This window comes from Curtobacterium sp. NPDC090217, from assembly GCF_044746705.1.
Classification (GTDB): domain Bacteria; phylum Actinomycetota; class Actinomycetes; order Actinomycetales; family Microbacteriaceae; genus Curtobacterium.
The window spans coordinates 40,033-58,899 of sequence record NZ_JBIVCR010000005.1; the positions used below are offsets into that span (position 1 = coordinate 40,033).

Below are 18,867 nucleotides of genomic sequence, written 5' to 3' on the forward strand. Positions count from 1 at the left end.
TCGACGGCGCGCGCTTCGACACCGTTCCATCCTTCTCAAGGAGGCCTGCCGTGACGGCAGAACAGACTGCGCCCGCGCCCACCGGCTCGGCACCCACGACCGCGGGCTCCGCACCCCGCAAGGACCACCGCTGGATCGCCCTCGCGGTGATCGCCCTCGCTCAGCTCATGGTGGTGCTCGACGCCACCATCGTGAACATCGCGCTGCCCTCGGCGCAGCAGGACCTCGGATTCGGCACCGACCAGCGCCAGTGGATCGTCACGGCGTACTCGCTGGCGTTCGGATCCCTGCTGCTGCTCGGTGGTCGCCTCGGTGACCTCTTCGGCCGCAAGAACACCTTCATCATCGGGCTCGTGGGCTTCGCCGTCGCCTCGGTGCTCGGCGGCCTGGCGGACTCGTTCGGCCTGCTCGTCGCGGCCCGCGCACTGCAGGGTGCGTTCGGCGCGCTGCTCGCCCCGTCCGCGCTCGGCATGCTGACCACGACCTTCCGCGACCCGAAGGAGCGCGGTCGTGCGTTCGGCATCTTCGGGTCGATCGCCGGCTCGGGTGCTGCGATCGGCCTCCTCCTCGGCGGCGTGCTCACCGAGTACGCGTCGTGGCGCTGGTGCCTCTACGTCAACGTCGTCTTCGCCGTCCTCGGCGTGATCGGCGCGCTGGTCTTCATGGCGAAGCCGCCGAAGGTCGAGCGTCCGCGCATCGACGTCGCCGGCGTCCTCACGATCACGCTCGGCCTGGTCGGGGTCGTCTACGGCTTCTCCAACGCCGAGACCAACGGCTGGGACGACCCGCTGACGATCGTCATGCTCGCGGTCGGTGTCGTGCTCATCGCGGCCTTCGTGTTCATCGAGACCCGCGTGGCGCACCCGTTGCTCCCCCTGCGCGTCGTGCTCGACCGTGACCGCGGTGGCTCGTTCATCGCCATCGGCCTCGTCGCGATCGGCATGTTCGGGATCTTCCTGTTCCTGACCTACTACCTCGAGCAGACCCTCGGGTTCTCCGCGCTGCAGACCGGCCTGGCGTTCCTGCCGATGCCGCTGTCGATCATGATCTCCGCGACGCAGATCGGTGGCCGACTCCTTCCCCGCATCGGCCCGAAGGTCCTGATCTTCGCCGGCGCGCTCGTCGCCGCAACTGGTCTGCTGCTGCTGCTGCGCACCGACCTCGACAGCTCCTACGCGGGCACGGTCCTGCCGGCGCTCATCGTCATCGGTCTCGGCATGGGCACGATCTTCTCGTCCGCGATGAACACCGCGACGACCGGGGTCGCCCGTGCGGATGCCGGTGTCGCATCGGCGACGGTGAACACCATGCAGCAGATCGGCGGCTCGATCGGTACCGCGCTCCTGTCGACGATCTTCGCGGACGTCGTCAAGAACAGCCTCTCGGGGCTGTCCGCGGCGCCGACGAAGCTCCAGCAGGCGCAGGCCACGCTCGACGGCTACCACGTCGCCTTCGCGATCTCGGCCGGCGTGCTGGTCATCGTCGCGATCGCCAGCGGGCTGCTGATCAACCGGCAGTCGGTGCGGCTGGCCAAGCTCGAGCACCTCAGCGCCAACGCGACGGGCAGCATCCCGGCCGCCGCGCACTGACGCGAAGACGACACACGCGAAGGCCCGCTCGACTCCGGTCGGGCGGGCCTTCCGCGTTCCGGGCGTCGTGCGGGAGCGGGGCGGGCGGTGCGGGCGCGGGGTGGTCGACTCCGAACGACGAAGTCGCTGTCGTACGACGTCGAATTTGTCGTTCGGAGCCCATCGAAACGACGTTCCTTCGGCGACGCGCCACCCGCATCGGCCCCGATTGCGCACTGTTTCGATTTTCCTGTCAGACGTCAGGGGTCGGCATTATCGTGTGCGCCATGGCCCCCGTCCTGACCTCGCCACTCGTGTCCACGCAGTGGCTCGCCGACCACCTCGGTGCCGATGAGCTCGTCGTCCTCGACGCCTCCGTGCACACGTCCGGTGTCGGCCTCGGGACGACCTGGCACGCCGCCGGCGACTCCTACGAACAGCACGGACACGTGCCCGGTGCCCGCTACGCCGACCTCCTCCACGACTTCTCGGCACCCGATTCCGACCTCCCGTTCACGCGCCCCGGCGCCGAGCGGTTCGAGCAGGCGGCCCGGGCACTCGGCATCGCCAACACGTCGACCGTCGTGGTCTACGACGACAGTGTCGGCGAATGGTCAGCACGGCTCTGGTGGATCTTCCGGTCGTTCGGGTTCGACGACGTCGCCGTGCTCGACGGTGGGTTCGTGAAGTGGCGGGACGAAGGACGTCCGGTCCGGGTCGGCGCGCTGACCACCCGCGCGGACGACCCCGACACGCAGCACGCCTTCCTCGCAGGCGAGGAACGGCCGCTCTGGGCCGACCGCGACCGGGTCGAACGCGCGGTGGACGGCACGCAGCCGGCCGCGCTGGTCCTGGCCGCGGACGAGACCGTCCTCGGTGACGGGCACGCTCCGGTCGTCCCCGGCACCACCCCGATCGCACTGCGGCGCATCGTCGACCAGGACTCGAACACGCTGCGGCGGCCGGCAGCGCTGGCGGACGCCTTCGCCCCGGTGTTCGACGCGGACGAGATCGTGACCTACTGCGGTGTCGGCAGCGCCGCGTGCGTCGACGCGCTCGCGCTCACCGTGCTCGGACACGACCGGGTGCAGGTGTACGACGGCTCCCTCGCCGACTGGTGGCGCCGCGAACCCGAACTCGCGTCCTGACACCCGAACTCGCGTCCTGACACCAGAACTCGCGTCCTGAGACCCGACCACACACGCACCCGCGCGGCACTAGCGTTGCCGTCATGAGCTCCAGACGCGCGGTCATCCTCGGCGGAACGGGCGGGATCGGCTCCGCCGTCGCGCGCGAGCTCCTCGACACCTCCGGCCGCGGCGGTGACGACTGGCAGGTCGACGTCGTCGCACGCCGAGGAGGTGCGATCGCGGACACGCTCACGAGGGACGGCGCGACGTTCGTCCCCGGCGACCGCCGCGACGGGGCCGTGCTCCGCGATCTCCTGCGCCCCGGTGCGGACCTGCTCGTGGACACCGTCGGCGCGACCCGTGACGACGCAGCGCAGCTCCTGCCGTTCCTGGGCGACGTCGGCTCGATCGTGTTCGTCTCCTCGAAGGCGGTCTACGTCGACGAGCAGGGACGGCACGCCAACTCGCTCGACAAGCCCGTGTTCGGCGGTCCGGTCACCGAGCTCCAGCCGACGGTGACCGCGGCGGACGCCGACCCGACGAGTCGCGACGGGTACGCCGCGGCGAAGGTCGCAGCCGAACAGCTGCTGCTCGACCACGGCGCTCCCGTCACGGTGCTCCGCCCGTCGAAGGTCTACGGGGTCGGTGTCGGCCGTCCCCGCGAGTGGTTCGTGGTGCGCCGGGTCCTCGACGGCCGCGAGCGTGTCCTCCTCGCCGACGGCGGGCGCGGGGTCGACCACACCACGGCGGCCAGTGGCATCGGTTCGCTGGTCCGGCTCGTCGCCGACGCCCCCGACCGCCGGATCCTCAACGTCGCCGATGAGACGGCCCCGTCGGCGCTCGAGATCGTCCGGACGATCGCCGGCCACCTCGACCACCGGTTCGACGAGGTCCTGCTCGACGCCGACGCGCCGGCGTTCGTCGGGGTGACCCCGTGGTCGTCCCCGTCGCCGTTCGTCCTCGACACCACCGCGGCCAGGTCGCTCGGATGGGAGCCGCCCCGCTTCGCCGATGCCGTCCTCCCGGAACTCGACTGGCTCGTCGAGACGGCGCACCGCACCCCTGCGGACGGTGACGTGCCCTGGGCGTCCGACCCGTTCTGGGACCGGATGTTCGACTACGGCCCGGAGGACGCCGCACTCGTCCTCCTCTCGATCGGCGGCTGATCGGTGCCGCGTTCCGAGGTGCTCTTCATCGGCGGCCGGTCCGGTGTCGGCAAGTCGACAGCGGCTGAGGCACTGCACGACCTGCTCACGGACGCGGACGTCCGGCACGCGGTGATCGAGGGCGACGTGCTCGACCTCGCCCACCCCGCTCCGCACGTCGAGCACCCGGAGGCGAGGCTCACGGAACGCAACCTCGCGGCGATGTGGGCGAACTACCGCGCGCTCGGGCACCACCGTCTCGTCTACACGAACACCGTGTCCGTCCTCGAAGCAGACCGCCTGGCCGCCGCGATGGGCGACGACCCCGTCGTGGTCGCCGTGCTGCTCCGGGCCGGGGACGAGACGACGGCGTCCCGGTTGCAGCGGCGGTCGGGCGGCGAGCTCCCGGTGGCGCAGCTCGCGCACTCGACACGGACCGCCGGGAGGCTCGACTCGGCTTCCACAGACCGGGTCACCCGGATCGACACGGACGCCATGGCCCCGGCCGACGTGGCACGTCGGCTCGCGTCCTTGACCGGGTGGCTTCCCGCCTGAGCCCTGTGGAGACGGACGATCCATCCACACATCGTCCCGCCGCCCGACCCGCTCAGCGCCGACCGTGCACGCTGGACACATGAACGACAACCGGCTCGGCACCGCCGTCAGTCCGTACCTCCGACTGCACGCCGACAACCCGGTGGACTGGCGGGAGTGGGGTCCAGCGGCTTTCGCGGAAGCGCGCGAGCGCGATGTCCCGGTCCTGGTGTCGATCGGCTACGCGACCTGCCACTGGTGCCACGTCATGGCACGTGAGAGCTTCTCCGATCCGGAAATCGCCGAGCTGTTGCGGCGGGACTTCGTCGCCGTGAAGGTCGACCGTGAAGAACGGCCGGACGTCGACGCGAGCACCATGGCGGCCGCCGCGGCGTTCACCGAACAACTCGGATGGCCGTTGACCGCATTCATGACCCCCGACGCCCACGTCTTCTTCGCGGGCACGTACTCCCCGCCGACTCCCGTCGGGGGTCACCCGTCGTTCCGGCAGGTGCTCGCCGCGGTCGTCGATGCCTGGCACGACCGTCGTGCTGAGGTGGATGCCAACGCGACCGCACTCGCCGGGGCCATCCGCCAGGGCGCCGTGGACGCGGCGACTCCGGACGGTGCCGACGGCGCCGGGGCCGACCCGGGCCTCCCGTCCGTCGACGCGGTCCACGGCGTCGTCGACACCCTGCTGCAAGCAGAGGACACCGTCCACGGTGGTTTCGGCGGCGCACCGAAGTTCCCCTCAGCACCACTCTTGGAGTTCCTCGCCGATGCCGGGGCCGACGGCGTCGCAGCCGCGCATCCCCTGCTCGAACGCTCGCTCCGGGTGATCGCGTCCTCCGAGCTGACCGATGCCGACGGTGGGGTGTTCCGGTACGCGACCCAGCGAGACTGGGGCGTGCCGCACTACGAGCGCATGCTCTACGACAACGCCGGACTGCTGGCGATCGCACCTCGGGACCAGGCTCGGGGCATCGCGGACTTCCTGCGCGACACCCTCCGCCGGCCGGACGGCGCGTTCGTCGCGGCACAGGACAGCGAGTCCACGATCGACGGGCGCCGCGTCGAAGGCGAGTGGTACCGACGCCCGCTCGCGGACCGGGTCGCGCTCGCTCCACCGCCCCTCGACGACCAGGTGCTGACCGGGTGGAACGGGCTCGCGATCCGCGGTCTCGCGATCGCCGGCGCGCGGCACGGGGACGACGAGATGATCGTCCTCGCGCGATCCGCCGCCGACGCCCTGATCGCCGGGCACCTGCGGGACGGACACGTCGTGGTGCGTTCCAGCACCCCGCGGGGTTCCTCGTCCGCACCGCCCACGATCGAGGACATCGGGCTCCTCGCCGAAGGCCTGCTGGAACTGGCGGTGGTCACCGGCGAGGTCGCCTACGCGGAGACGGCGAGGGCCCTCGTCGACGACGGGCTCTCGGGGACGCTGGCCGTCGACCCGGTGCTGGCCGCTTCCGGCACCGCGACCGGGGAGCAGCCGCAGACGGCGATGCGATCGGGCACCGTGGCGCTGGCGAACGCGGCGCTGGTCCTCGCGGCCCTGACTGGCGTCGAGGACTACCGGACCGCTGCTGCGTCCCTCATCGCGGACCGCGCGCGCACTGGTGTCGGTCGACCGCTCGGGCACGCGGACGCGCTCGGCGTCGCGCTGGCGCTGCAGCGGCCCTCGCGGGAAGTCGTCGTCGTGACGTCGGTGGAGTCGCCGGGTGCGGTCGGGCCAGCCGTCGCGATGCGGCGTGCCGCGGTGACCGAGCGGCGTCCGGGCACGGTGACGGTCCTCGTGACACCGGAACAGGCGCGCGCGTGGGCCACGGCGGGCTTCGCACTCCTCGAGTCACGCGACGCGCTCGACCCCGCCGCGTACGTCTGCCACGACCGTGTGTGTGCCCTGCCCGCCCGCGACGCGGACGAACTCGCCGCCCAGCTCACGCCTGCGTGAGCGCGGGCGGTATCCTGGAATGCTCATGTCTCCCACGCCGCCCGTCATCACCTACCCGCCCGAGCTGCCGGTCTCGCAGCGGCGGGACGACATCGCCGCCGCCATCCGCGACAACCAGGTCGTGATCGTCGCCGGAGCGACGGGGTCCGGCAAGACGACGCAGCTGCCGAAGATCTGCCTCGAGCTCGGGCGCGAGAACATCGGGCACACCCAGCCCCGACGAATCGCCGCGCGCACCATCGCGGAGCGCGTCTCCGAAGAACTCGGCGGCGAACTCGGTGACCTCGTCGGGTACCAGGTCCGCTTCACCGACAAGGTCAGCGCGAACACCCGGGTCAAGCTCATGACCGACGGGATCCTGCTGAACGAGATCCACTTCGACCGCGACCTGAAGCGCTACGACACGATCATCATCGACGAGGCACACGAGCGCTCCCTGACGATCGACTTCCTCCTCGGGTACCTCAAGCGACTGCTCCCCCGCCGGCCCGACCTCAAGCTCATCATCACGAGCGCGACGATCGACCCAGAGTCCTTCTCGAAGCACTTCGGCGACGCCCCGATCATCGAGGTGTCCGGCCGCACCTACCCGGTCGAGATCCGCTACCGCGCACTCGTCGCGGAAGACCCGGACGACGACGGGGACGACGACACCGATTCGCGCACCGCGGACGCCGGCAACGGAGCCGACGACCGCGACGCACTCACCGGCATCACCGACGCGCTCGACGAACTCGCGCGCGAAGACCCGGGCGACGTCCTCGTGTTCCTGTCCGGCGAGAACGAGATCCGCGACGCCCAGGACGCGATCGAGGGCAAGCACTACCCGGGCACCGAGGTCCTCCCGCTGTACGGCCGGTTGTCCGCGGCCGACCAGCACCGGGTGTTCCAGCGCAGCGCGACCCCGGGTGTCCGACGGCGAGTCGTGCTCGCGACGAACGTCGCCGAGACCTCGCTGACCGTGCCCGGCATCAAGTACGTCATCGACACCGGGACCGCCCGCATCTCCCGGTACTCGCCCCGCGCGAAGGTCCAGCGGCTCCCGATCGAGGCGATCTCGCAGGCCAGCGCGAACCAGCGGTCCGGCCGCGCTGGACGCACGAGCGCCGGTATCGCCATCCGGCTGTACTCCGAGGACGACTTCGAGCGGCGTCCCGAGTTCACCGACCCCGAGATCCTCCGCACGAACCTCGCCGCCGTCATCCTGCAGATGATCTCGCTCGGGTTCGGCGACATCGAGTCCTTCCCGTTCCTGCAGCCGCCGGACTCCCGAGGCGTGAAGGACGGCCTCGACCTGCTCCGCGAACTCCGCGCCGTCGACAAGGACGGCGCGATCACGAAGTCGGGCCGGCAACTGACCCGTCTGCCGATCGACCCGCGGCTCGGACGGATGGTGCTCGAGGCCGGTCGGCAGGGCGTCGGGCGAGAGGTCATCGCGGTCGTCTCCGCGCTGAGCATCCAGGACCCCCGGGAGCGCCCCCTCGAGAAGCGCGCGCACGCCGATCAGCTGCACGCGCGCTTCGCCGACCCGACGAGTGACTTCCTGACCCTGCTCGGCCTGTGGAACTACATCGAGGACAAGCAGGACGAGCTGTCGTCGAGTGCGTTCCGACGGCTGTGCAAGGCCGAGTTCCTGAACTACCTCCGCATCCGTGAGTGGCAGGACCTGTACCGCCAGCTGTCGCGGGCGGCGAAGCAGGTCGGGATCCACGTCGGCAAGGAGCGCAAGGACGATCCCGACGCCGTGCACCGATCGCTGCTGGCAGGACTCCTCAGCCAGATCGGCCTGCGCGACCGCGAGAAGCGCGACTACCTCGGATCGCGGAACACCCGGTTCGTGCTCTTCCCTGGCAGCGTCCTGGCGAAGAAGCAGCCGGACGCGGTGATGGCCGCCGAACTCGTCGAGACGAGCCGCCTGTTCGCCCGCACCGCCGCCCGGATCGACCCGGCGTGGACGGAGCAGCTCGCCGGCGACCTCCTCAAGCGCACCTACGGCGAGCCGCACTGGGAGAAGAAGCAGGGCGCCGTCGTCGCCTACGAGCGCGTGACGCTGTTCGGTGTCCCGATCGTGCAACGCCGCCGCGTGCAGTACGCCCGGATCGACCCCGTGCACTCGCGGGAGCTCTTCATCCGGCACGCCCTGGTCGAGGGCGAGTGGGAATCGCAACAGGCGTTCGACCGTGCGAACCGGAAGCTCCGCAAGGAACTCGAACAGCTCGAGGAACGCACCCGCCGACGCGACATCCTGCTCGACGACGAGACCGTCTACGAGTTCTACGACGCCAGGATCCCCGCAGAGGTCGCCACGACGCGCGACTTCGAGGGCTGGTGGCGACGGATCCGCCGGGACGAGCCCGAGCTGCTGACGATGCGGAGGGAAGACCTCCTCGACGAAGACGCCGCCGAAGCAGCACAGGACGAGCAGGAGTACCCGACGCAGTGGCGGTCAGGCGACCAGCGCCTCGCGGTCAAGTACCGGTTCGAGCCCGGTGCCGCGGACGACGGCGTCAGCGTCCAGGTCCCGCTGGCGCTGCTCCCCCGCATGCGCGAGGAGGGCTTCGACTGGCAGGTCCGCGGTCTCCGCAAGGAACTCGTGACCGCGCTCATCAAGGCCCTGCCGAAGCAGATCCGGAAGAACGTCGTCCCCGCGGCCGACTGGGCGGAGAAGATCGTCGAGGAACTCCCCGACGACGCACCCACGACACCGACGGAGAGCTTCCGCGCGACCCTCGCGAAGACGATCCAGCGCATGACCTACGTGCAGGTCTCCGAGCGCGACTTCGACATGTCCCGCGTCCCCGCACACCTGTTGCCGACCTACGCGGTCGTCGACGAACGCGGCCGTCGCGTCGAGGCCGGCAAGGACCTCTCCGCGCTGCAGACGAAGCTGAAGGACAGGACGCAGCAGAGCGTCGCCGCCGCGACGCAGCGCCAGGGTCGTCCAGGAGGCTCGGCGCGGGTCGCCGAGGCGTCCTCCGGCCGCCAGGTGGAGCGTTCGGGGCTCGTGGCCTGGCCCGACACGGACCTGCCGGAGATCCTGGACACGAAGCAGGCGGGCGGCGTGATCCGCGCGTACCCGGCGCTCGTCGAAGAGGGCTCCGGTCCGAAGGCGACCGTCGGCGTGCAGCTGCTCGCGAACCAGTCCGACCGCGCCGTGCAGATGCCGGCTGGCGTTCGACGGCTCGTGATGCTCGCGGTGCCGTCACCGGTGTCGTACATCCAGTCGCACCTCACCTCGCAGGAGAAGCTCGCGCTCGCCGCCAGCCCGTACCCGTCGACGAACGCGCTCTTCGACGACGTGCTCGCGGCCGTGGTGGACGCCGGCATCCGGCGAGCGCACCCGGACGGGCTGCTCTTCACGAAGGCCGAGCTCGAGGCCGTCCGGAACGCGGTGTCCGCATCCGTCGTCGACACGATGTTCACCGCCGTGTCCGAGGTCGCCACGGTGCTCGCCGCACAGCGATCCGCGGAGCGAGCCCTCAAGCAGGCGACGAACATGTCCCTGCTGCCGGCGCTGAACGACATGCGCCAGCAGCTGGAGCGCCTGGTGCTCCCCGGATTCGTGTCCGTGGCCGGGCTCGACCGCCTCCGCCGGATCCGCGTGTACCTGCAGGGCGTGGAGGCCCGCGTGACGAAACTCCTGCAGAACCCGGGCAGGGATGCGACCTGGATGCGTGAGGTCTCGGCTGCGACCGGCCGGTACGAAGACGCCGGGGGGACGTTCCCGCCAGCCGTCGGAGCGCACCCGGAACTCGTGCACGCCAGGTGGATGCTCGAGGAGTTCCGCCTCAGCCTCTTCGCGCAGGAGCTCGGGACCGCCGAGACGGTCTCGCTGCAGCGCATCACGAAGGCACTGTCCGCCGCCTCTGCCTGACCGATAGGTTCTCCCCCAAGGGCGAAGGGGATCCCATGGTGGAACGCACGGATCGGTACGGCAGGGCGATCGAGCGAGCGGACGGGCGGGACTTCCCGTTCTGGGACGGCGATCCGCTCGCGCTGCGCGCGTGGCAGTGGGTGGTGATCGTCCTCGCGTGTGTCGTCGCGATCAACGTCCTGAGCTGGTACCCGGCGCACGACAACGTGCAGTCCCTCGTGCCCCGCTTTCTGTTCACCGCGATCCCCCTCACCGTGTTCATCGCCTTCACCCGAGGTCGCTGGTCGCGGATCTTCCAGCGGACGACCGGCCGGGACTTCCTGACGATGGTCTTGTTCGCGATCGCGAACATCATCGTCACGTTCGTCGTGGGAGTCATCGTGAGGACGGTGTTCGGCGCGACGGCGAACACCGCGGCGAACGGCATCCACGGGGCCGCCGAGCTGATCTCGTTCTACGTCGGAACCGCGATCCAGCTGTTCGGCGAGGAGCTGTTCACGATCCTGCCCTTCCTCGCCGTCATGGCGCTCTGCCACCGGCTCGGGCTGACGCGCAAGCGGGCGATCCTCGTCGCGTGGCTGGCGACGGCCGTCTGGTTCGGTGCCGCACACCTGCCGACGTACGGCTGGAACGTCGCACAGGCGCTCCTCGTGATCGGTGTCGCTCGCCTCGTGCTGACGCTGGCGTACATCCGGACGAAGAACATCGCGGTGAGCACCGGTGCACACATCCTCAACGACTGGGTCATCTTCACCTTCACCATCGTCACGACGGGAGCACTCCTGTGATCGGTTCACTCGATGTCATCGTCCTCGACTGCCCGGACACCCGCGCGCTCGCGCGGTTCTGGGCCGAGGTCCTCGGCGGCGAGATCGTGCAGTTCGACGACGACTGGGCCGAGGTGGTCCTGCCGATCGAGGGCAGCCGCCCGCTCCTCGCCTTCCAGCACGTCGACGACTACCGCGCGCCGGAGTGGCCCGGCCAGGTCGTCCCGCAGCAGATCCACCTCGACGTGAAGGTCGAGGACATGGATGCCGGCGAAGCAGCGGTCCTGGCGATCGGCGCGACCGCCACGGGCGAGGGGTCAGACGGCTTCCGGGTGTACCTCGACCCCGCCGGCCACCCGTTCTGCCTGATCGTCCCGAACGACTGAGTGCGCGACGCCATCGAGGCCGTCGGGACCGCCGCCGGCATCCGACTCCGGCTCGTCCGCCCATTCCAGGGCGGTGAGCAGGGCGGTGCGCTCCTCGTGGAGGACGCGGACGGTCTACCACTCGTCGTCACGCTGCAGTCGGAGCCCTGGAAGTCCGCACGACTCCTCGCGGCCGAACCGGTGATGCGGGATGCGGTGTCTCGTGGATGGCCCGCCGCAGCCTGGCTCCGGACCGGGCGGCTGCCGAACGGGACCGCGTACGTCGTCCAGGAGTTCGTCGACGGGGAGCCGCTCACGACCATCGACCGCTCGGCGGCTGAGGCGGTCGTCCGAGCGAATCGGACGCAGCGCGGGATCGGGCCCGATGCGGCGTTCGACGACTCCGCGCAGCTGCTCGCCGTCACTCGCAGCCATCCCTGGCGTTCTGCGGTCGCCGACCGGTCGAGCGCTGGCAGAGCAGTCGTCGATCGTGGTGACCAGCTGATCCGTACCCGCGGATCGGAGACGTTGCCCAGCGATGACGTCGTGCACGGGGACCTGAGCGCGTCCAACCTGCTCCGGGACCCGACCGGGCGGATCCGGTTCGTCGACACCGAGACGGTCGGACGTGGCACCCGTGTCCGCGACCTCGCCGACCTGCTCCGCCAGTGCGCCCTCGCGACGTGGGACTCGACCGAGGCCGAAGCCGTGCTCGCCGGCGAAGCTCGGTCGATCGCGGGGAACGGCGTCTTCACCACCTGCCTCGTCGCCGTGAGCGTCAACAACCTCGCGTGGTGGGCCGAGCACCGGACGATCGAGCAGTTCGACGACGCGTGCGCCCGCACGCTCGACCTGTTCGATCGCTCCTCGTAGGCTCGAGCGCATGATCCGGACGGTGTTGTTCGACCTCGACGGGGTGATCCGTCACTTCGACCCGGACCACGTCGCCGCATTCTCGGCGTCGCGGTGCTGACGAACGGCACGGACGCCGTGCCGGACGAGGTCGCGTCGTTCGGGCTGCTCGACCACGTCGACGCGGTGTTCAACTCCGCCGACATCGGGTTCGTGAAGCCCGACGTCCGAGCGTTCCGGCACGTGCTCGACGCCCTCGACCTCGACGGGTCCGAGGTCTTCTTCACCGACGACTCGGAGCGGAAGCTCACCGGGGCTGCCGAACTCGGGATGGCGACGCACCACTTCACCGGGGTCGACGGTCTCCGGACGGCGCTCAGCGCGCAGGGGGTCCTGTCACCCAGGCGATGACGTCGGCGAGCACCGGGTCGTACCCGTCGGTCGTGTCGACCTCGAGCACCGGCACCCCGAGGTCCAGCGGTTCGGTCACCAGCGGGAGGTTGCTGGCAACCCGGGCGTTCATCGCATCGTCGTGGCCACGTGCGACGAACCGCTCGTACGCCAGGTCCGACCGGCAGTGCACGTTGCGCACGACCCCGACGGGCGCCAGGAACTCGCGCACGTCCGCCTCGGACTGGTCGCGGTAGAGCGTCGCATCCGCGATGACGCTGCACCCGGCTGCCGCGTACCCGGCCGTCGCTGTCCAGAACAGCCGGATCCCGTGTGGGACGACCTCGTCGCGCGACTTCACCCCGCCGGCCATCAGTCCCGCGTAGAGCTCGTCCCGGTGCACGCGCGGCCACCCGAGTTCTGCGGCGAGCGCTCGGGCGAGCGTGCTCTTGCCGCTGCCCGTTGCTCCGCTCAGCAGTGCGATGGTCGCCGGCACGATCAGGCCTCGACGGGGTTCGCGAGCCCCTCGACCACCTCGACGTGCGGCAGCGCGGCGAGCACGGCGCCGGGGAGGAACAACTTCGCACCGCGGACCCCGGCACCGATGACCGCGTCCGGGACCTCCGACACCCGTGAGTCCACGTACACGGGCCACTCCGCGGGCAGCCCGATCGGTGTGATCCCGCCGTACTCCATCCCGGTGCGCGCAACCGCCTCGTCCATCGGCGCGAAGCTGGCCTTCCGAGCGCCGAGCAGCCGCTTGACGGTGCGGTTGACGTCGAGCCGGGTCGACGCGAGCACGATGCACGCGGCGAAGGTGACGTCGCTCCCGCGCTTGCCGGTCACGACGATGCAGTTCGCTCCGCCGGCCAGCGGGAACCCGTACGCCTCGGAGAACGCCGCGGTGTCGGCCAGCTCCGGATCGATCGCGGCGGCTTCGATCCTGCTCGCGAGGTCCGCCGGAAGCGCTGCGATCGCCTGCGCCACGGGCACGGCGAGCAGGTCGACGGCTTGGAGGGCGGGGAGACGCTGCAGGATCGGCACACCGCCAGCCTAGGGATCTGGGCCAGAGTGGTGCCATGGACGCGATGACTCCGGCACCGACGCCGATCGACCTCGACACCTGGCCGCGACGGGAGCACTTCGAGCACTACCGCGACACCGTGCCGTGCACCTACGCGATGACCGTCGACGTGGACGTCACCGACTTCGTGCGAGCACTCGGCGACACCGGCCGGAAGACCTACCCGGCGCAGATCTGGGCGCTCGCGACCGCGGTGAACCGGCACGAGGAGTTCCGGATGACGCTGCAGCCAGACCGCTCTCCCGCGATCTGGGACGTCGTGCACCCGGCCTTCACGGTGTTCAACCCCGAGCGTGAGACGTTCAGTGCGGTGTGGGTGCCGTACGACGACGACTTCGGGACGTTCCACGACGCCGCGGTCGAGGCACTGGCGACGTACCGGACGGCGACGACGATGATCCCGCAGCAGCCCCACCCGGCGAACCTCTTCGACGTCTCGAGCCTGCCGTGGCGGTCGTTCTCGGGCTTCACGATCCAGATCCGGGACGACTGGGACCACCTGCTGCCGATCTTCACGATCGGCAGGTACCACGAGCGTGACGGCCGCACCCTGATGCCGCTCGCGGTGCAGATCCACCACGCGGCCGCCGACGGCTTCCACACGACCCGCCTGATCGCCGACGTCGAGCGTCTGCTCGCCGAACCGTCCTGGCTCGCGGACTGACGTCGACCTGGGAGGCGCCGCAGCCGAGACGCGACCAGGAGCGGACGGGAGGCTCGGTGCCAGCTGGCACCGAGCCTCCCGTCCAGTGGCTGGTCCGGTTCAGGACCCGGCGCGCGCCTGCAGGGCTTCCTCGTACTCCGCGCGCATCGCGTCGCCGCCGCGGCGGCGCCAGTCGCGGACGACACCCTTCCAGGACGAGACCGGCGCGCGGCCGAGCAGGATGTCGTTGATCGCGTTGGTGGCGTACGTGCCGACCGCTGGCCCCTTCGTGGAGTTCGTCGGCGAGTAGAGCCCGTAGGTCGGGTTCGGCAGCCCGTCGTCGAGCCACGACGCCAGGGACTCGTAGACGGTGTCCGTCATGCCGGGGCGGCCCGAGTAGAAGAGCGGCAGCGGGCACTCGGTGAAGTACTGCAGCGGGAACTCGCCGAGCGCCGTCTCGCTGTTGCCCGTCTTCGTGAGCGTCGGCGACCCGTCCTGCATCTCGTAGTCCCGTCCCTCGATGCCGAACTTGCGGTACATCCAGGCCTCGGTCCCGAACGGTGACGCGCACCAGTCGAGGACCTCGAGCAGGGTGCGGACGCGGTCGTCCGGCGCTGCGGCGAGCGCCGTGATCGCGTTGTTCGGATCGCCGAGCCACGGCTTGGCCTTCGCGCCGGACGGCCCGACGAACGGCGCCGTCGTCAGGTCGAAGCCGCTGCCGGGGGTCGCCTGCTGGACGATGCCGGGGATGGCGCTGTACGTGTCCGACAGCATCAGCGCGGAGCCCTGCACGAGCCAGACCTTGCCGTTGTAGGCCGTGATGCTGTCCGGGTGCACGAGGTCCTCGGCGATGAGCCGGCGTGACACGTCGAGGAGGTCTTGGTACGCATCGAGCTCGTACATGTGGGTGAGCGTGCCGCCGCTGTGCTCCCACTGGTTCGGCAGGTCGAGCATCGGCGCGAGGATGCTCGTCGGCACCGAGGCGAGGGCCCAGCGGTTCGCGTGCGGGTCGGACACCTCGCGGCAGAGCTGGACGAACTCGTCGAGACTGCTGAACGACGGGTCGACGCCGAGCCCCTCGAACAGGTCCTGCCGCCGGTAGAGCACCTGCGACGTGAGCGGACCGCGGGGCACCGGCACGGCGTAGATGCCGCCGGAGAACACGGTCCCGCGCCAGGACGCCGTCGGGAGGTTCGCCAGGTACGGGAAGTCCCGCACACCGCTGCCGGAGAGGTGTTCGGTGAGGTTCTGGGCCTTCGCCTCGAGGAACTGCGGCAGGTACGGGAACGACCCGAACACCGTGAACACGTCGCCGAGCGTGTCGCCGGCGACCTGCGTGGCGAATTTGTTGCCGAAGTCCGCGTTCGGGGTGATCGTCAGGTCGAGGTCGATCCCCATCCGCTCGTCGAGGCCCTGCCAGTACGGGTTGCTGCCCTTGGTCGGCGGGACGGGCGAGTTCGTCGGGACGCTGCCGTGCACGGTCGAGCCGTCGCCCGGCTTGTGGGCGGTCGGGACGAGCCGCTCCGGGATCCGTCGGAACGCGCTCGGCATGAGCGCACTCGTCTTCGGCAGGACGGGTTCCGGTCCGCCCGTCCACGGGACGTAGTCCGGCAGTGCGACCGCCTTGTTGATCGCCTTGACGTCGGTGGAGCGGGTCACGGTGGAGCAGCTGGCCAGGAGGCCCGTGGCCGCGATCCCGAGCCCGCCTGCGAACAGTGCGCGGCGGGTGATTCCGTTGTTCGTCACGCTGGTCAGCCCTTCACCGCGCCGGTCAGGACACCCTTGGCGAAGTGCCGCTGCAGGAACGGGTAGACGATGAGGATGGGGACGATCGACACGACGAGGATCGCCATCTGGATGGACGCCTGCGGGGGCAGGGCGTCGGAGCTCGTGCCGAGGTCGGCGCCGCCGAGCTGGGCGTTGTTGATCACGTAGGTGCGGAGGACGAGCTGCAGGGGCCACTTCGCGGTGTCGTTGATGTAGAGCAGCGCGTTGAAGAAGGCGTTCCAGTAGCCGACCGCGTAGAACAGCCCGATCACCGCGAGGACGGCCTTCGACAGCGGGAGCACGATGCGCAGGAAGACCCCGAAGTCCCCGGCGCCGTCGATCCTGGCGCTCTCGATGAGCTCCTTCGGGATGTTCATGAAGAACGACCGCATCACGATGACGTTGAACGCGCTGAGGGCCGTCGGCAAGATGAGTGCCCAGTACGAGTCGAGCAGGCCGAACTGCTTCACGACGAGGTAGTTCGGGATGAGCCCGGGTGCGAACAGCAGGCTGACGAGTACCAGGCTCAGGATGAACCCGGATCCGTAAGAGCCCGGTCGGCTGAGCGCATACGCGAGCATCGCACTCACGAACAGGCTGATCACCGTCCCGACCACGGTGATCCCGACGCTGACGAGCAGCGCCCGGGTGACCACGCCCCCGGCGAAGATGCTCTCGTAAGCGCCGAAGTCGAGCCCCTTCGGCCACATCACGAACCCGCCGGCGTCGTTCACCTGGCTGGTCGGGGCGACGGACGTCGACACGATGCCGAGGAACGGCAGCAGCACGACGAGGCAGATGACGAACAGCACGAAGCCGGTCAGCATGCGGCCGGGCAGCGGCGGGGCGTCGAGTCGCTTCCGCTTGGTGTTCCGCGGACCGGGGACGGTGACGCTGCGCGTGGCGCTCATCGGGACTCCTTCTGGTACACGCCCGACTCACCGAAGACGTGGGCGAGCTTGTTGGCGCCGAGCACGAGCAGCACGCCGACGACGCCCTTGACGAGTCCGACGGCAGCGGCGACACCCCACTGCCCGCCGAGCACGCCGTTGTTGTAGACGTAGGTGTCGAGGACCTCGCTCGCGGCCCGTCCCACGGCGGCCTGCTGGAGGAGGATCTGCTCGAACCCGACGGTGAGCGAGTCACCGAGCCGCAGGATGAGCAGCAGGATGATGATCCCCCGCATGCCGGGCAGGGTGACGTGCCAGAGCTGCCGCATGCGGCTCGCGCCGTCCATCTTCGCGGCCTCGTACAGGCTCGAGTCGATCTGCGAGAGCACCGCGAGGAACAGGATCGTGGCCCAGCCGGTGTCCTTCCAGATCACCTGGCTGGTCAGCAGGGCGATGAACCCGTGCGGGTTGCCGAGGAAGTCGATCGCGTCGCCGCCGGCTGCCCGGATGGCGTTGTTCACGAGGCCGGACCCGCCGAGGATCTGCTGGAACACCGCGACGACGATCACCCAGGACAGGAAGTGGGGCAGGTAGAGGACCGACTGCACGATCTTCTTGATGCGCTCTGACAGCAACGAGTTCAGCATCAGCGCGAGGACGATCGGCGCCGGGAACACGAACACGACCTGCACGAGGGTGATGACGAGCGTGTTCCGCAGCGCGCCGAGGAACTCCGGGTCGCCGTTGAAGATCACCGCGAAGTTCTCGAACCCGACCCAGGGGCTGCGTCCGAGCGGGACGAACGGCAGGTACTCCTGGAACGCGATGAGGTTGCCGAGCAGGGGCAGGTAGTGGAAGCCGAGCAGCAGCGCGACGCCCGGCAGCCCCATCAGGAGCAGCACCTTGTCCCGCTTGATGCGTTCCCACGTGTTCCCTCGCCGCCGGACGAGTGCCGGGGGCGGCGCCGTCCGTCGGGTCCCTGCCGCGGGTTGCACGCGGTCGTCGAGCTTCGTCACTCCTGGCCTCCTCCGTTGGATTCCTGAGGTGACCCTGTCGGTCGCGGCAACGTTGCGGCAACTCGTTGCCAAACGTTTCCATCGTTGTAACGGTCCAGTGATCGCTCACCCGCACGGGAGTGGCAGGCTGGCGGCATGACCTTCGAGCAGCACGCGCACTCGTTCGGAGCCGCCGCCGACGCCTACGAGCGCGGTCGGCCCGGGTACCCGGCGTCGGTCGCCGAGTGGCTCGCCCCGGATCGGGTCGCACGAGCAGTCGACGTGGGAGCCGGCACCGGGAAGTTCACCGCGACGCTGCTGCCCCGCGCGGCCTCGGTCACCGCGGTGGAACCCGACGCCGCGATGCGGGAACGCCTGTCGGCCGTTGTCCCTGGTGTCGAGGTGCGCGAGGGCACGGGTGAGGCGATCCCGCTCCCGGACGGCGGCGCCGACCTCGTGACGTTCGCGCAGTCGTGGCACTGGGTGGACCCCGTCGCCGGCGCGGCCGAGGTGGCCCGCGTGCTGCGCCCCGGCGGGGTCCTCGGGCTGATCTGGAACGTCCGGGACGAGTCGGAACCCTGGTCGGAGCGGCTCGGGGACATCATCAGGCGCCCGGAGTCCCGCGTGACGGAGTACGACCGGCCGATCGTCGGCGCGCCGTTCCACGACGGCGAGTACCGGGCGTTCACCTGGGTGCACGAGCAGTCCCGGTCGGACTTCCTCGACATGGTGGCCTCGCGGAGCTACGTGATCGTGCTCCCCGCAGACGAGCGTGACGCCCTGCTCCGGGACGTGGCCGACCTGCTCGACACCGACCCGGCGACCGCCGGAAGGGCCATGATCGCGGTCCCGTACGTCACCCACGTGCACCGGTACGTCCGTCCCTGAACCGGGATCGCCGTCGTC

The 18,867-nt window shown here is 70.2% G+C and carries 17 protein-coding genes; 12 read left to right on the plus strand and 5 right to left on the minus strand.

Translation table 11 applies throughout. The features are described 5' to 3' along the window. The first annotated feature begins 50 nt into the window (after window positions 1-50). From ACIPJ2_RS16690 to ACIPJ2_RS16735, 10 genes are all read left to right on the plus strand, one after another. Complete coding sequence (locus tag ACIPJ2_RS16690; protein WP_402729758.1) at window positions 51-1,589, plus strand: MFS transporter; 1,539 nt, start codon at window positions 51-53, stop codon at window positions 1,587-1,589. Between the two features lie 266 nt (window positions 1,590-1,855). After that, window positions 1,856-2,716, plus strand: a complete 861-nt coding sequence (locus tag ACIPJ2_RS16695) for a sulfurtransferase (RefSeq protein WP_402729759.1) — start codon at window positions 1,856-1,858, stop codon at window positions 2,714-2,716. Window positions 2,717-2,799: 83 nt separating this feature from the next. Then, window positions 2,800-3,864 (plus strand): NAD-dependent epimerase/dehydratase family protein, encoded by a 1,065-nt coding sequence (locus ACIPJ2_RS16700; RefSeq protein ID WP_402729760.1) that lies wholly within the window; start codon window positions 2,800-2,802, stop codon window positions 3,862-3,864. Window positions 3,865-3,867: 3 nt separating this feature from the next. After that, on the plus strand, window positions 3,868-4,398 hold the full coding sequence (locus ACIPJ2_RS16705; protein ID WP_402729761.1) for an AAA family ATPase: 531 nt from the start codon (window positions 3,868-3,870) through the stop codon (window positions 4,396-4,398). A gap of 79 nt (window positions 4,399-4,477) precedes the next feature. After that, complete coding sequence (locus tag ACIPJ2_RS16710; RefSeq protein WP_402729762.1) at window positions 4,478-6,334, plus strand: thioredoxin domain-containing protein; 1,857 nt, start codon at window positions 4,478-4,480, stop codon at window positions 6,332-6,334. A 25-nt stretch (window positions 6,335-6,359) separates the two neighbouring features. Continuing rightward, window positions 6,360-10,208, plus strand: a complete 3,849-nt coding sequence (gene hrpA / locus ACIPJ2_RS16715) for an ATP-dependent RNA helicase HrpA (protein ID WP_402729763.1) — start codon at window positions 6,360-6,362, stop codon at window positions 10,206-10,208. Window positions 10,209-10,243: 35 nt separating this feature from the next. Then, a complete protein-coding gene (locus tag ACIPJ2_RS16720) occupies window positions 10,244-10,996 on the plus strand; it encodes a type II CAAX prenyl endopeptidase Rce1 family protein (protein ID WP_402729764.1) in 753 nt (250 codons plus the stop codon). Next, the gene (locus ACIPJ2_RS16725; protein ID WP_402729765.1) at window positions 10,993-11,361 is read left to right on the plus strand and encodes a VOC family protein; all 369 of its coding nucleotides are present in this window, start codon (window positions 10,993-10,995) and stop codon (window positions 11,359-11,361) included. Before ACIPJ2_RS16720 ends, ACIPJ2_RS16725 begins: the two co-directional genes overlap by 4 nt. After that, window positions 11,362-12,213 (plus strand): phosphotransferase, encoded by an 852-nt coding sequence (locus ACIPJ2_RS16730; RefSeq protein ID WP_402729766.1) that lies wholly within the window; start codon window positions 11,362-11,364, stop codon window positions 12,211-12,213. It abuts the gene before it with no gap. A 93-nt stretch (window positions 12,214-12,306) separates the two neighbouring features. Continuing rightward, a complete protein-coding gene (locus ACIPJ2_RS16735; protein ID WP_402729767.1) occupies window positions 12,307-12,603 on the plus strand; it encodes an HAD-IA family hydrolase in 297 nt (98 codons plus the stop codon). On the opposite strand, the gene ACIPJ2_RS16740 is transcribed toward ACIPJ2_RS16735, so the two are convergent. Both ACIPJ2_RS16740 and ACIPJ2_RS16745 read right to left on the minus strand, forming a co-directional pair. Continuing rightward, entirely contained in the window at window positions 12,569-13,078 is a 510-nt protein-coding gene (locus ACIPJ2_RS16740) for an AAA family ATPase (protein WP_402729768.1), read from the minus strand. The genes ACIPJ2_RS16735 and ACIPJ2_RS16740 overlap by 35 nt on opposite strands. A 2-nt stretch (window positions 13,079-13,080) precedes the next feature. After that, window positions 13,081-13,626, minus strand: coding sequence for a YbaK/EbsC family protein (locus ACIPJ2_RS16745; protein WP_402729769.1), 546 nt, complete (start codon window positions 13,624-13,626; stop codon window positions 13,081-13,083). Window positions 13,627-13,661: 35 nt separating this feature from the next. On the opposite strand from ACIPJ2_RS16745, the gene ACIPJ2_RS16750 reads away from it, so the two are divergent. After that, window positions 13,662-14,330 carry a CatA-like O-acetyltransferase gene (locus tag ACIPJ2_RS16750; RefSeq protein WP_402729770.1) on the plus strand — a complete coding sequence of 223 codons (669 nt, stop codon included), beginning with the start codon at window positions 13,662-13,664 and terminating at the stop codon, window positions 14,328-14,330. A 99-nt stretch (window positions 14,331-14,429) separates the two neighbouring features. Here ACIPJ2_RS16750 and ACIPJ2_RS16755 read toward each other — a convergent pair whose 3' ends face one another. The 3 genes from ACIPJ2_RS16755 to ACIPJ2_RS16765 form a co-directional block, all read right to left on the minus strand. Further along, window positions 14,430-16,055, minus strand: a complete 1,626-nt coding sequence (locus ACIPJ2_RS16755; RefSeq protein ID WP_402729771.1) for a hypothetical protein — start codon at window positions 16,053-16,055, stop codon at window positions 14,430-14,432. A gap of 5 nt (window positions 16,056-16,060) precedes the next feature. After that, window positions 16,061-16,903 carry a carbohydrate ABC transporter permease gene (locus tag ACIPJ2_RS16760; RefSeq protein ID WP_402729961.1) on the minus strand — a complete coding sequence of 281 codons (843 nt, stop codon included), beginning with the start codon at window positions 16,901-16,903 and terminating at the stop codon, window positions 16,061-16,063. Between the two features lie 80 nt (window positions 16,904-16,983). Beyond that, entirely contained in the window at window positions 16,984-17,982 is a 999-nt protein-coding gene (locus ACIPJ2_RS16765) for an ABC transporter permease (protein WP_402729772.1), read from the minus strand. 135 nt (window positions 17,983-18,117) lie between these two features. Here ACIPJ2_RS16765 and ACIPJ2_RS16770 point away from each other — a divergent pair, with 135 nt between their 5' ends. Then, complete coding sequence (locus ACIPJ2_RS16770) at window positions 18,118-18,849, plus strand: class I SAM-dependent methyltransferase (RefSeq protein ID WP_402729773.1); 732 nt, start codon at window positions 18,118-18,120, stop codon at window positions 18,847-18,849. Window positions 18,850-18,867: the final 18 nt, after the last annotated feature.

What these genes read in the sequence shown, in the direction of transcription:
- ACIPJ2_RS16710 (WP_402729762.1), top strand. Translation starts at nt 4,478, where the DNA reads ATGAACGACAACCGGCTCGGCACCGCCGTCAGTCCGTACCTCCGACTG.
- ACIPJ2_RS16750 (WP_402729770.1), top strand. Translation starts at nt 13,662, where the DNA reads ATGGACGCGATGACTCCGGCACCGACGCCGATCGACCTCGACACCTGG.
- hrpA (WP_402729763.1), top strand. Translation starts at nt 6,360, where the DNA reads ATGTCTCCCACGCCGCCCGTCATCACCTACCCGCCCGAGCTGCCGGTC.
- ACIPJ2_RS16760 (WP_402729961.1), bottom strand. Translation starts at nt 16,903, where the DNA reads ATGCTGACCGGCTTCGTGCTGTTCGTCATCTGCCTCGTCGTGCTGCTG.
- ACIPJ2_RS16720 (WP_402729764.1), top strand. Translation starts at nt 10,244, where the DNA reads ATGGTGGAACGCACGGATCGGTACGGCAGGGCGATCGAGCGAGCGGAC.
- ACIPJ2_RS16700 (WP_402729760.1), top strand. Translation starts at nt 2,800, where the DNA reads ATGAGCTCCAGACGCGCGGTCATCCTCGGCGGAACGGGCGGGATCGGC.
- ACIPJ2_RS16695 (WP_402729759.1), top strand. Translation starts at nt 1,856, where the DNA reads ATGGCCCCCGTCCTGACCTCGCCACTCGTGTCCACGCAGTGGCTCGCC.
- ACIPJ2_RS16770 (WP_402729773.1), top strand. Translation starts at nt 18,118, where the DNA reads ATGACCTTCGAGCAGCACGCGCACTCGTTCGGAGCCGCCGCCGACGCC.